General features: G+C 43.0%; 11 protein-coding genes. 1 reads left to right on the forward strand and 10 read right to left on the reverse strand.

Annotated features, from left to right (window positions below; translation table 11 throughout):
- Positions 1–14: 14 nt before the first annotated feature.
- The 9 genes from hisIE to CDG60_RS02635 all read right to left on the reverse strand — a co-directional run bounded on the left by hisIE (position 15) and on the right by CDG60_RS02635 (position 11139).
- The gene (gene hisIE, locus CDG60_RS02595; RefSeq protein WP_087512640.1) at positions 15–809 is read right to left on the reverse strand and encodes a bifunctional phosphoribosyl-AMP cyclohydrolase/phosphoribosyl-ATP diphosphatase HisIE; all 795 of its coding nucleotides are present in this window, start codon (positions 807–809) and stop codon (positions 15–17) included.
- A gap of 93 nt (positions 810–902) precedes the next feature.
- A complete protein-coding gene (locus tag CDG60_RS02600) occupies positions 903–2222 on the reverse strand; it encodes an FAD-dependent oxidoreductase (RefSeq protein WP_087512641.1) in 1320 nt (439 codons plus the stop codon).
- A gap of 343 nt (positions 2223–2565) precedes the next feature.
- A complete protein-coding gene (locus CDG60_RS02605; RefSeq protein ID WP_087512642.1) occupies positions 2566–3648 on the reverse strand; it encodes a patatin-like phospholipase domain-containing protein in 1083 nt (360 codons plus the stop codon).
- 114 nt (positions 3649–3762) lie between these two features.
- Positions 3763–4863 carry a hypothetical protein gene (locus CDG60_RS02610; RefSeq protein WP_087512643.1) on the reverse strand — a complete coding sequence of 367 codons (1101 nt, stop codon included), beginning with the start codon at positions 4861–4863 and terminating at the stop codon, positions 3763–3765.
- A gap of 65 nt (positions 4864–4928) precedes the next feature.
- Entirely contained in the window at positions 4929–6437 is a 1509-nt protein-coding gene (locus tag CDG60_RS02615; RefSeq protein WP_087512644.1) for a hypothetical protein, read from the reverse strand.
- Positions 6438–6998: 561 nt separating this feature from the next.
- A complete protein-coding gene (locus CDG60_RS02620; RefSeq protein WP_087512645.1) occupies positions 6999–8618 on the reverse strand; it encodes an ABC1 kinase family protein in 1620 nt (539 codons plus the stop codon).
- Positions 8619–8626: 8 nt separating this feature from the next.
- The gene (locus CDG60_RS02625) at positions 8627–9292 is read right to left on the reverse strand and encodes a ubiquinone biosynthesis accessory factor UbiJ (protein ID WP_087512646.1); all 666 of its coding nucleotides are present in this window, start codon (positions 9290–9292) and stop codon (positions 8627–8629) included.
- Between the two features lie 43 nt (positions 9293–9335).
- On the reverse strand, positions 9336–10280 hold the full coding sequence (ubiE, locus tag CDG60_RS02630) for a bifunctional demethylmenaquinone methyltransferase/2-methoxy-6-polyprenyl-1,4-benzoquinol methylase UbiE (RefSeq protein WP_087512647.1): 945 nt from the start codon (positions 10278–10280) through the stop codon (positions 9336–9338).
- Positions 10281–10431: 151 nt separating this feature from the next.
- Entirely contained in the window at positions 10432–11139 is a 708-nt protein-coding gene (locus CDG60_RS02635; RefSeq protein ID WP_087512648.1) for a DUF8198 family protein, read from the reverse strand.
- A gap of 199 nt (positions 11140–11338) precedes the next feature.
- On the opposite strand from CDG60_RS02635, the gene pap reads away from it, so the two are divergent.
- Positions 11339–12757, forward strand: a complete 1419-nt coding sequence (gene pap, locus CDG60_RS02640; RefSeq protein ID WP_087512726.1) for a polyphosphate:AMP phosphotransferase — start codon at positions 11339–11341, stop codon at positions 12755–12757.
- 279 nt (positions 12758–13036) lie between these two features.
- On the opposite strand, the gene CDG60_RS02645 is transcribed toward pap, so the two are convergent.
- Positions 13037–13549 (reverse strand): hypothetical protein, encoded by a 513-nt coding sequence (locus tag CDG60_RS02645; RefSeq protein WP_087512649.1) that lies wholly within the window; start codon positions 13547–13549, stop codon positions 13037–13039.
- Positions 13550–13633 lie beyond the last annotated feature (84 nt).

A 13633-nucleotide genomic window follows, 5' to 3' on the forward strand; every position in this document is an offset into this window, starting at 1 on the left:
ACTGATCAGTCTGTTTATGAATGGCTGCGGCTGGCTTTTTCAACCAGACCAGAAAGACCCTGACGACGTGCCAGTTCATTCAGTACAAGCTGAACATCCAGATCAAAATAACCCAGCATGACAACAGTATGGAACCATACATCAGCCACTTCATAGATTAAGTCGTTTTTATTGTCTTCACTGGCATGTGCCTGGTATTCTTTCGCTGCAATCACGGTTTCAAAGCTTTCTTCGCCGATTTTTTCTAAAATTTTGTTTAAGCCTTTGTGATATAGCTTGGCAACATAAGACGATTCAGGATCAGCTTTTTTGCGCTCAGCCATCATTTTGCCTAAGTAATCCAGCACTTCAACCTGTTCAGACTGGGCATTTGAAGCATTCATTGCCAGTGTATGTGGGTTTGTGGACTGCTCGCCTTTTGCGCCATAAATGGAATCTGGGTCTTTCAGTTGCGCATCGACAGTTTCCCAGCCATTTGCAGTGAGTTTACGGTAGAAACAGGATTCACGACCTGTATGGCAGGCGATGCCACCTTCCTGTTCAATCTGCAGTACGATTACATCTGCATCGCAGTCTAAACGGATTTCATAAACGGTCTGGAAATGTCCGGACTCTTCGCCTTTGAACCACAGCTTATTGCGAGAACGTGAAAAGTACACGCCACGCATTTTCTCAGCAGTCAGCTGTAAGGCTTCACGGTTCATCCATGCCACCATCAGAATGCGTCCAGTCTGATGATGCTGTGCAATAGCAGGAATAAGTCCTTGTTCGTTAAATTTTACTTCATCGAGCCATTGCAGATTGTTCATAGGATTTCACCAGGTTAATAAGTTTTAAGAGCGCTACGTTGACATCGTAGCGCTCTATAGTCTACGTGATTTGAATCTGAATTAGGGAAATGTTTATCCAACTTTTTGTTTTGAGAATAATTCACTGTTTTTATTTTGACGCGATGATTCAGCAATATCCTCATGCTTCATCTGACTGAACATCCCCGATTTTAGTCCTGAAACGGTAATCGCCATTTCTTTACGGAAGTAGGGGATTCGGTACATCCATGAAAAGGTCAGATCACGGAACCCACCCGCCCACCAATGTTCCGATTGATAGAGTGGTGTGAGTAAACGACTTAAAAACTGATAGAACGCCGTCGAACTTTGACGATGCTGGTGATAAGTTTTCCAAAGTTGTGGATAATCTACTGATTCATTCTGCCTCGCATGCTGTACCGCTTGCCCCAGTGCCCATGCATCCAAAAGTGCCATATTTGCACCTTGTCCAAGTTGCGGACTCATCGCATGTGCAGCATCGCCAATCACACCAATGCGTCCCTCGCCAAATTTAGACATCACCACATCACGGTAATTTGCCGAAAGCCATTGTTGCTTTTCTTCTGGATTGGCAATGACCTGTTCCAACCAGTCTGCAACGGGTGACCAACGTTTTGAGACTTCCTTTAACCATTCTGAACGTGCTTGATTGGTCTGTAAAAAATGACCCAGTTGATCTGTCGGTAAACTCCAGAATATGCTTGAAAGCCGTTGCTCTGGGGCAGTCGGTACAGCACCTGTTGGCAGTATTCCCATCATGATTTTGGATTTATCATAAAACTGATGCAGGATCTGGGGGTTGAAGTCTAAACATTCAGGAACAATCGTCCATTTTGCACCCCATGGATAAGCTTGATCGACTTTGACCCACGATTTGGGTCTGAGTTCACTTCTTGCGCCATTGGCAATAATCACACAGTCAAAAGCCTGATCGAATTTTTCACCATTGATAGTGCCATACACACGAATTTCATCTGTAGACTCTTTAAGTCTTTGAATATCAGCATTCATGTGCCATGTGATGAGTTCAGGGTATTCACGGCATTTATTTTCAAGGACATGACAGAGGGTCGCTCGGTGAATACCCAGACCATAAAAATCAGGATGTGCCTGAGCATAATGGCTATCCACCAGTTTAGATCCATTGGGTAGTTGTCCTTCTAAACCTGTCACGATTGCACCCAATTTTACAGCATCGTCCAATACACCTAAGTGTTCAAATACCGCAAGTCCTGAAGGCTGTAGCAGTAAGCCTGCACCGACAGGTTCGAGTTTTTCAGCTTTTTCAAATAAGGTGATGTGAATGTCTTGTTGAGCAAACAGGATTGCCGTGGCAAGCCCTGCAGTTCCTGCTCCGATGATGGCACAATTTAGATTTCCTGTTTGAATCATTATTCAGATGTGTATTTTTAATTGTTTTAAATTTAGCAAATTAAACAGCTTAAGCAAGTTATAAATGTATGGAAAAATTTTAATTCTCGCTCAGCCCAATGTTACAGAGTCATGCTGATCAGTTAATATTTTTTGAATCTTCCCTGTGGAACTGTTTCTCACCTTTTTAAAGGAGGGATGAGTAACTCAGCTACGCAAGATTAATAAAAATCATTTTCTTACAGGAGGTTCCTCTCTTTCTCCTTGCACTATACATGGCTCAGAGTTGGGAGAGGTTTTAGGGATTTTCCAGTCATTTTGCTTAACTGATGGATCTCTTCTTCACAGGGAACTTTTCAGCGATTTATAAATCCACCATCACATCTGCAAAACTCTGTTTTTCTACCAGTTCCAGAAACTCATCACCCATACGCTGACTTTCAGCTACAGACTGTCGCCATAATTTCTTACGCTCACTGTCCGACAAACCTTTCATGACAAAGTCTTTACGGTCAGGGAGACGTCCTAAAGGCAATGATTCCAGATATTCCGCAGACGGTGAAACGAGTAAAGTCCGTGCTTGATTTTCAGGATTGGCTTTGCGGGATTTGAACATTTTATCGAACCAGCCAGGGGTGATGCTGTCGGTGAAATGTGGGTACAGCACAATCCCTTTACTGTCGAAAGGCAAGTCGATGTGATAGTCAATCAGACCGCCATCACGGTATGCGCCTTGTGGTGCATCGGCAATATTTTTCACTGCCGGGGTGACACCTGGAATTGAACCTGAAGCCATGAGCCAGTCGGCAACATTGTTGGTATTAAAATTGACATAATGGGTTTTAAAGGCATCGTCCTGAATTTTAAACTGTGGGAAATGTCCAGGCTGACAGATCACCCGTTGCATAAATTTATTGAGGTGATTACGTGAAACAGCATTACTGCCAATGATGCCCAAAAGTGAGCTGTATAAGGCAAGCTTCTGATCACTCTGGAAAATATGCTCTGCCTTAGCAGCGATAATCGCAAGGTGATAATCAGGGTGAGTGACCAGTTTTTCAGATTGATCGCCTAATATCCCATGCAACATATCACGTGATATTTTCTCAATATCAGCGATTTTCATGCCTTTATGAAAGGGTAGATTAATATACAGTTCTGCCAGTTGTTCCGCGCCTTTTTTTTCACCTTGTGCAATGAGACTTGCAAAACGCCATGCGCCTACTGATGAACCGATCAGGTAACGGCGCTGTTTTTCACGTTGCAGAAAGTCACCGAAAATGGCTTGGTCAAGACCCATTAAACCAATGCCTTTTGGACCACCTGCCGCACCAGGAATGATGTCAACATGATGTGCTTGCAGTCCTTCGTTCTGAATGAGTTGTCTGGCAAGTGTGCCTGTCTGGATATTTAATGCAGCCGGGCGTTTTTGTAGAATCTGGGTCATGGGTTCACTCACTCAAACGGATAGGGCTATTTTAGTGGTGAGGGAGTGATGAACAATGGCGAGAGGTGTCAGTGGGTGACTTGAGAGTCACCCTGGATGCTGAGCAGGAGATGTTTAGAAACCGTGGAAAGTGATCCCCAGGGATGCCAGTCCATATCTGCGGTCCAGACGTGAAGCTGTGACGCCATTATATAGAAATGGAATATTCCCTGTGAAATTATGTTGGTACAGTTCACCCTGGAAAAATCCGGTCAGCTGTGGGCTGAAGTCATAACTCATTTTTGCTGCAAAAGTATGATTGTTGCTGATTGGGCTGCTGCCGAAAGAACTGACCCGATCATCTATATCTTTGCGCCACAGGTGCTGATACTGATAAGCTAGCTGAGATTCAAATGCTCTGTAGCGCCAGCTCCATGATCCTCCAAAATGAGCAAACCAGGCTTCATAGTTGAGGTCTTTCTGGATATCAATACCATATTCAGCGGCATTACCAGAAATATTCATTTTGGTCATCAGCATGTTATCGATCTGGCAGGGGCGGGCAAGCTGTCCGTAATAGCGGTTATCTGAGTGAATGGCGATATTCATCAGGCAGCCACGGGACTGAGTCTGTATATCGAGACGGTTCACTTTTACTTTACTGTAACCACTTCCGGTAAACAGATTCAGTTGGTTCATGTGATCAATTTTGTGTGAAAATATACCATCCAGCTGGAACTGAATATCTTCAGGCTGACTGACCTGAACCTGTTCATAATTACGCTGATTGATACGGGTTGGCGTTGATTTGTTCAGCTCATTTGCCTGATTTCCCCATATACCTGCACGTAAAGAAAGACTGCTTTTTTTACTCAGATTCAGTTCAGGTTTATAGCGAACAGCGAGCAGCATACTGTCAATATTGTTGGTGTCAGAAGCAAAATCTATTTTTCTTTTCCAGTATTCAGCATCTACAGACCATTGTGGATGGAACTGATAATTTGCCGCAAGGTGGAAGCCCTGATAGTCACCAGTACTGCTGTCACTCAGTCCCTCACTTTGCCTGAAGTCCGCAAAATCAATCGTGTCGTTCACAGCATCAAAACTGGCTGTCAGATGCAGTCTGGGTTGCTGGTCGGTAGTGAAGCTGGATGAAAGAAATGGATCAGAAGGAGCTGCCTGTAATACAGACATGCAGGTATAACCTGCCAGCAGAGTCAATACAAAACGTTTCATAAGAAAGGCGTGGGAATTGGAGAGGGAGAGGGAAAGTCAGCCCGAAGGCTGACTCTGGAGAACAATCAGTTCAGTTTTAAGTAACCCGTTACACTTGCACCTGTAAAGCCACCAAATGTTCCAGTGCCAAGCCCCAGTGACGGATCAATTACATAGGTGATAGGAAGTACATAAGCTGTTGTTGCAATCACATCGCCAACAGCCAGCTGGTTAAAGTACTGGTTGTAATAACCTTGCAGTGTTGGGGTATTGCTGATGATGCTGTACAGGGAAACTGCACCTGCCTGAATTTCAAGAGGCTTATCGTTCAGCATGACAAATTCAGTTTGCTGTATACCTTTAAGGCTGGACTGAAGTGTGATGACCGCATCCTTAGGTACTGTTGCACTGATAATGTCACCAGCAGTATTGAAGGTGATACGTAGATTACTGATACTGATATCGATGTTTTCAGTCAGGGAGCCACGTGTTGCAACAACTTTAAAGCCAAGTTTAATGGTGTCGGTTAATTCTGACTTGGTGTTGTCCAGTTTGAATTTAGCAGACAGAGCAGCCTGCAGACCACCAAGATCAATGTTGAGTGGTGCCGCAGCAGTTGAAGCCTTAATGTCAGCCAAAGAGTAATGACCTAAGGAAAAATCACTGTAAACAGGGGTTTTCAGGTTTTCTTTAATTTCATTGAGTTTGGCCTGATCAGCAACTAAAGCGGACTGAAGGTCTGCACCTGTACCATTGGCAGTAACACTTTGTACAATATCGGAGACAGTGGTGATATTTGTCTGAATCTGATCTGTTACAGAGGTATCAATTGCTGTAGATGGATCTGCAATCACGGTTTCAGCAGTGCTGACTGCACTGTCGACAATATTTGCAAGGACAGTCGTCTGAAGATCACCGTTGGCATTAAACAGAGCTGTATTCTGGTTTTTCAGAATACTGACAATGGATTCAAATGCAATTTTAGTTGCGGCATCCTGTGTCAGTGCTGTAGAGCCATCACCTTTGCTGACAGCCTGTAAACTGTCTTCAATCTGGGTTGCCAGCTGCTGTAATACAAAAACGGCAGCCATTTCTTTTGCAGTACCCGCTGTTACTGGATCAAATGTGCTGATATTTGCTGCTGTGACAGAGGTGATGCCAAGGTTGTTCAGTATCGTCTGTAAATCTGCTGAGCCCAGGTAGTATTCAAGTGAAGTCAGAGGACTTGCAACAAGTTTGCCTGATGCGAAATTCTGAAGATCTGTTTTTTTAACTTTCAGCGTTCCAGTAAAAGCCTGACCAGTAACAATATCTGTGCCGCCACGTATTGTCAGTGCTGAACTGGTACAGTTTGCAAGAGTTGTGAAAGAGAAAGTACCTTGAGCGCCTGTAGTAGTACTTACGCCATTACAGTCATCAAAGGTAACGGTTGAACCATTCAGATAAAAGTCAACAGCGACCCCGGATACTGTTTTAGGTGTAAACGGTGTTGATGGATTTGAGCTGCCACCACCACCGCCGCCACCACAAGCAGTGATTAATGAGCCTATAGCGATTGCTAATACAGAATGTTTGATTGTTTGATAGCGAGACATATTGATTTATTCCCCAATAAAAAAGTAATTAAATAATTTTAATCACTTATATCAAAAAAAAATTATTATTAAAGTAAGGTTTATTTTTATTTTAAAAAAATGAATTTTTTGTTTTATTGCATTTGATTAATTTTTTTATTTTAAATTTTTGTTATAATTATTATATTGTTTTTAAAAAGGATTTATTGTTCGATTTGATTTTTTAAAAATATCAATAAACATGAATATTATAGTAAATAGTGGGTTGTTAGTTGTTGAAATTAAACAATAAATACCAAAAACCAGGTATTTAAATTTTAAAATAAATAATGGTTTTTATTTATCTTTGTGTTGCTTGTCTTATATTTAACTGAAATATAACCAGAACCAGGGATATGTATTTTTTATTTATTGTGTTAAAGGTTTTTATTTGAGTTGAATAATAATTTTTTTAATATTTATGTGAATTTTATTTTTATGAGGATAACAAAATATCTGGCTAAAGTGATTTCAGTATCATTTATTTTACTGTGAGTTAAAAAAAGAGAGCCTGAGCTCTCTTTTTAATTTGAATATGTGGCTTTACTTTGCAACCCGCCAGACGGCTAAAACACTTGCCAGTACAATCAGCACAATTGAGATATACCACGGCGCAATAATGGCAATGGATAATAAAATCGCCATGATAGAACCGAACATCCAGCTGCGTTTCTGCTGATGTTCAACCTCCAGGCGCATCATCTGTAATTCATGCAGTTGCTTTGAATGCCATGCAGACTGATTTTTCAGACCATTTAAACTGTCAATCATTAACATTGGTAAATCCTGAGCACCTAAAAGCAGGTCAGGAATTTTTTGTCCTAATTCTTTTAAGTTCTTCTGCGGATTCATCTGTGCTTTGACCCATTCGGTCAGAATCGGCTTTGCCAGGCTCCAGATATCCAGATCAGGATAAAGGTCTGTGCCTAAACCTTCCACATGTACCAGTGTTTTGAGTAATAACATCAGCTGTGGCGGAATTTCCAGATGGAAACGACGGGCAATATCCATAACTTGAATTAGGATGCCTGCGAAATCCAGTTCGTGCATCGGTTTAGACACCATCGGTCCAACCGTACGACGCATTTCACGGGCGAGGGCATCCTGATCTGTGCCTGGTGGAATCCAACCTGCCTGATGCACAATCTGAATCAGCTGCATAAAGTCGCTGTTCATTACCGCAAGCAACATACGGGCAACGGTCATCTGATCTGACTTGGACAACTCACCCATAATTGCACAGTCAAGGGCAATATAACGAGGTTTGCTTGGATTCAGCGTTTCAACAAAGACATTTCCTGGATGCATGTCTGCATGGAAAAAGTTGTCACGAAACACCTGGGTAAAGAAAATCGTTAAACCTTTTTCAGCCAGATCTTTGCGATCCATGCCCAGTTTTTCAAAGGTTTCAATGTCTGAAATCGGCACACCTGTGATGCGTTCAGCCACCATCACATCTTTGCTGTCCATATACACTTCAGGCACATACATCATGCTTGAGCCTGTGAAGTAATGGCGCATACGACGGGTATTATCCGCTTCTAAGGTCAGATCCAGTTCATTTAAAATGACCTGGCGATAGTTCTCAATGATTTCGGAAATATGCACAGCACGTGCCGCTTCAAGACGCTTCTCTAAACTTGCGCCCAGCCATCTTAGAATTTCAAAATCCTGCAGAATCTGATTGCGGATATCAGGTCGGGTGACTTTCACCACCACTTCACGACCATCATGCAAGGCTGCTGTATGAACCTGAGCAATTGAAGCTGCAGCCAGAGGTGCATCATCAAAACGTGTGAATAATGTGTTGATGCTGGCTTTAAGCGATTCTTCAATACGGGTTTTGGCAACATCTGAACCGAAAGGTTTAACACGATCCTGAAGTAGAACCAGTTGCTGTAACATTTCAGGTGGAATCAGATCACGGCGTGTTGAAAGCAATTGCCCCAGTTTGATTGCCAAAGGTCCCATTTCTTCTAAAGCTTCTTTCAGCTTCAGTGGGTTTTTACGCTCTTTGCTTGACCATGCCGCAGGGTGCATACGGATAATAGATAAAGCATGGCGGGCTTTTTCAGGTAATTCTTCCGCAGGAACCAATGTATCGAGTCTATAGTGAGCAGCAATGCGCCACAGTTCGAGTAATCGGGAAATATGCGGAATCATAAATGGTCTTACCTGGGTTGTTCAGAACTGAGTTGACTTTGAAGCTGTAGAATTTTTGCTTCAAGCCGATCAATATTCTGGTTAAGAGAACGTGTATCGTGCTGTAAATCATCCATTTGCCAGCGCGGTGCAAATAAACCTGTATCTTCTTTTAGAAAATCTTCGGCAAAAAATAAATGACTTTGTAATGAGCGTTTGATCAGTTTAGGTGCAAGCTGAATTTTACCGATTTCATGTGCAAGCGCTGGGCCGATCCATGGACTTAAATGCGAGGCTAAATCAGGTTCAGCCTGCTGGATAATCCGCTGGATATCCTGTAACAGATGATAATCACCTTGCAGGGGAATATTGCCAATATCATCGGCAACAAACAGTTTGGCAAGTTCAACCACACTTTTGACATGTAAAGTCGCAGTTGCTTCCGAAACTGCAGTGGTCTGATCAAAAGGGCGCTGTTCAAAAACAGATGGTGTATTACTTTTGCCTGTCACAGTCGGTTCAAGACGAACTTTATGTTCATCAAAAAACACATCAACAGACAATTGTGGTGAGTCAATCACCACACGCAGCAGTTTGCCCTGTAACTGATTGAACTGGATACGGGTGATCGCATCCAGATTGATAAATTGATTGATGAGTCGTTCAACTGCACCAAGTGCCAGAATGGACCACATAATTCAACCTTTACTGTTCATATTGTTCAGTGGACTGTAGCAATTACAGTTTAAAACCGCGGTGTACTGCTACGATGCCACCGGTGAGGTTGTGGTAATCGCAGTTTTTAAAACCTGCATTTTCCATCATGCCTTTTAAGGTGCGCTGATCCGGGTGCATACGGATAGATTCTGCTAAGTATTTATAACTTTCAGCGTCATTGGCAATAATTTTACCCATGATTGGTAATGCTGTGAATGAGTACAGATCGTACAGTTTGGAGAATGGCTCGAAGACCGGTTTTGAAAACTCAAGAACCAGTAAGCGACCACCTGGCTTAAGGACACGGTACATGGCAGCCAGTGCTGCATCTTTGTCAGTCACGTTACGCAGACCAAAACTGATGGTCAGAAGATCAAAGCTGTTGTCTTCAAATGGTTCTAAAGTTTCAGCATTTGCCAGTACAAAATCGACATTGGTACAGCCTGCATCAATCAGACGGTCACGACCGACATTGAGCATGGATTCATTAATATCAGACAGAACCACATGACCAGTAGGACCGACTTCACGGCTGAATACTTTGGCTAAGTCGCCCGTACCGCCTGCAATATCGAGGACACGCTGACCACGGCGTACACCGGACATATTGATCGCAAAACGCTTCCATAAACGGTGAATACCGAAAGACATCAGGTCATTCATGATGTCGTATTTGGCTGCAACAGAGTGGAAAACTTCTGCCACTTTCTGGGCTTTATCCTCACTGCTGACTGTCTGATAACCGAAATGTGTAGTTGCGCCGACATTACCGGTATTTGCACCACGAGGAAGGTTATATTTCGGAACAGTGCCTGATATTGGTGTATCTGTCAGCTGCTGCTGTAATGTCTGCTGTTGACCCTGAGCAACACCCTGCGGTAATGGCTCAGTCAGAAATGGACTCACTTTGTCTGTTTTTTCTGCCGTTGCTGCTGTTGCATCTGGCTGCTGGTTTTCATTCGACATTCGAGTCACTCCTGAACACAAAAATAGTCAATCTTGCAGTGTTTTGCATGATGACAGATTCTACGGATTTTTACAGTCATCATCATGCAGTTGTGATGAAAAATATACCGAAAATATGCTGGGACATCATGCGGATCTGCCACCGACCTTATCATATTTCAAAAGGATTTGTTTTTCCTGCATGTACATTTTCTACAATTGTACGTTCTTTGGCTGTAAATTCCTGAATAAACTTTGCTGCCGATTTCATCGGTTTCATTGCCACAAAGCCTTCACCAATAAAGTCATACATCAGCTCAAACTTATATTTTGCTGCAGTCCCTTTACACATTTTAAATGCAGTGTGCATGATGAATGAGCGCATGTATTTATCTAACGCTGTGCCGAGGTCATCTAGCAGATTCAGCTGTTCCAGGCGGGCATCTTTCTGATCCAGCTGAATCAGGGTCTGGAGCATCATTTCATCGTCAATGGGTTGATCTGTCGGATAGTTTTTTAACAGCTGGGCAGCAACCTGTTCATCCAACCGCATGGCAAGTACAGCCAGTCCGACCGATTTCAGTCCGGTTTTAATGGCATTTTCAGGAATGATTTTTTCAGCTTTGTGGGCATATTTCAGTAAGCGCTCAATCTGAAGGGAAAGCTCATCGAACTCGGGACCACCGTACAGGCGGTTAATAAAGTATTTTGCCATCAGCTGGTATTCAGGTTTACTGAACATTTCCTGATGGGTTTTCTGAATGCGCTGTTTCAGCCAGTCCTGGGCTTCATGCAGACGTTTTTCCAGGACAGGATCTGAGTGATAGCTGAGTTGCTGGTATTGTTCCAGCAGTTGATCCAGTGCTGCAAGTTTGGACATATTTAAACCCGATGATTCATCTTTTGAAAAGCATAATGGCAGTTTAACGGCACTGCTATGACAGTAGAACTGAAACCATACTGAAATATGGTCAGTCCTGGGGGAGGATTATTACAGAATGATGTACATAATTGATATGGCGGGTACGGCGGAAATCACTATACTGAACTGATCAGATAACATAAGAGAAGTGATGGGCATGCTCGAACAACAATTACAGTTTTCAGTCCGTGAAGAAGATGAACTTTCGGTTGATCTGATAGAAGCACAGTATGCACTTAAAAATACCCGGGATAAGAATAATGCAAAAAGCCTGGTCATACTGGTCAGTGGCATTGAGCTTGCCGGTAAGGGAGAAGCTGTCAAGCAGTTAAGGGAATGGGTTGACCCGCGTTATTTAAGAGTGAAAGCAGACCCTGCTCATTTATTTACAAACAAACAGACATTCTGGCAGCCTTATACGCGTTTTATACCCGCTGAAGGTCAGATACAGGTATTTTTTGGCAACTGGTACAGTGATCTGATGGCAACCGCGATGCATGTGTCCAGACCGCTGGATGACAGTATGTTTGATGCCTATATTGAAAATATGAGAGCTTTTGAACAGGATCTAAAAAATAACCATGTTGATGTAATAAAAATCTGGTTTGATCTGCCGTGGAAGAGCCTGCAGAAGCGTCTGGATGATATGGATGGCTCAGAACAGAAATGGCATAAACTTTTTGGACTGGACTGGCGCACTAAAAAACAGTACGACACCGTGCAGAAACTCAGACAGCGTTTTACCGAAGACTGGTTTGTGATTGACTGTGAGGATGAAACTGTACGTGATCAGCAGTTTGCACAGTATATTCTGCAAGCCTTGAAACAGTTGCCAAAACATAAAGCGAGTGTAAGAACCCGATGGAAACAGGCGACTGTTCCTGAAACTTTACTTCATCCATCTACCGAAGTTCTGGCAGAGGATGATTATAAGGCAGAACTGAAAAAACTGACCCGTAAGGTATCGGATGCACTGCGTAATGATTCACGCAATGTAGTGGTTGCTTTTGAGGGTATGGATGCCGCAGGAAAGGGGGGTGCAATCAAACGGATTGTGAAAAAACTGGATCCCCGTGAATACGAAATCCATACCATTGCTGCGCCTGAGCAGTATGAGTTACGTCGTCCGTATCTGTGGCGTTTCTGGACGAAACTGACTGAAACTAATGAAATTACGATCTTTGACCGCAGCTGGTATGGTCGTGTTCTGGTTGAGCGGATTGAGGGTTTTGCGAAACCTGCTGAATGGCAAAGGGCTTATGATGAAATTAACCGTTTTGAAAAACACCTGACGGATAATCAGACGGTGGTGATCAAATTATGGCTTGCGATCAGTAAGGATGAGCAGGAAGCGCGTTTTAAAGCCCGTGAAGAAACGCCACATAAGCGTTTTAAAATCACCCCTGATGACTGGCGTAACCGTGGGCGCTGGGATGATTATTTAAATGCAGCTGCAGATATGTTTGAACGGACCAGTACTGAGTATGCACCGTGGCATGTGATTGCAACCAATGACAAATACTCGGCGCGTATTCAGGTGCTTAAGGCGATATTGAAGCAGTTGAATGCGGATTGATGGTATTTGAGTCCGAGTAATACCCCTCCCTTTGAAAAGGGAGGTGGGGAGGGATTCTATCTGTCATATTGCCACAAAATATTGTTCTAAGTTGAACTTGATCTGTGAAGGCGATGCCTTATTTTGACCGGGAAAAATTAACAAACCCCTTTGCTGGATGAGAGGCACATTTTCTTGTGGAGTGTTATTCCTCACATCCAAAGGCGACATTCATACCGCCAGGCACAGTACATCACCTTGTGTGAACGGGAGTTAGTCGCATTTTTTTGAATCAACAGATCAGGAATACTTCACTACACTCGCATTCTGCTTCTGCTGAATGTTTTTCGCCAGTTTATAGCATTCTTCCACATGCGCTTCAGCGACTTTTTTCATCACAATATAGCCCAGACTGGCTGCAATGATTGAACCACCGAGTGGAATGAATTTGGTTACCTGTTTGGTAATGACTTTAGCAGCAACATTATTTAAAGATGATTTCACCGCAGTACGTGCCACCACCAGACCTGAGAATTCAAAGCCACGTTTGCGCAGTTCATTCCAGTGGATTTTTTTGGTTGCAGGGTCATACACACTGATCTGATCCGGTGCCAGACCAAAGCGGGCATTAATTTCTGGAATTAAGAAAGACAGCATTCCGACATCAATCACAACATCAAAAAACGGTACAGGAATCACTGCAGCACCCGCAGAGACATAGGAGCGTTTTTTTACCAGTGCCAGACATTCCTGACGGATCTGTTCCAGGTTTAAATTTGGGTCAATGTTGTCTGGAATCTTATCAATTTTCATAGAAGCGCTACCTGATTTCAGGTTCTGGGCAGGAAATTGCTGAAATTATTTTTTATGCCCAGACCTGGTAAGTTGTTCGAAATG

The sequence above is a fragment of the Acinetobacter chinensis genome (genome assembly GCF_002165375.2).
Taxonomy (GTDB): domain Bacteria; phylum Pseudomonadota; class Gammaproteobacteria; order Pseudomonadales; family Moraxellaceae; genus Acinetobacter; species Acinetobacter chinensis.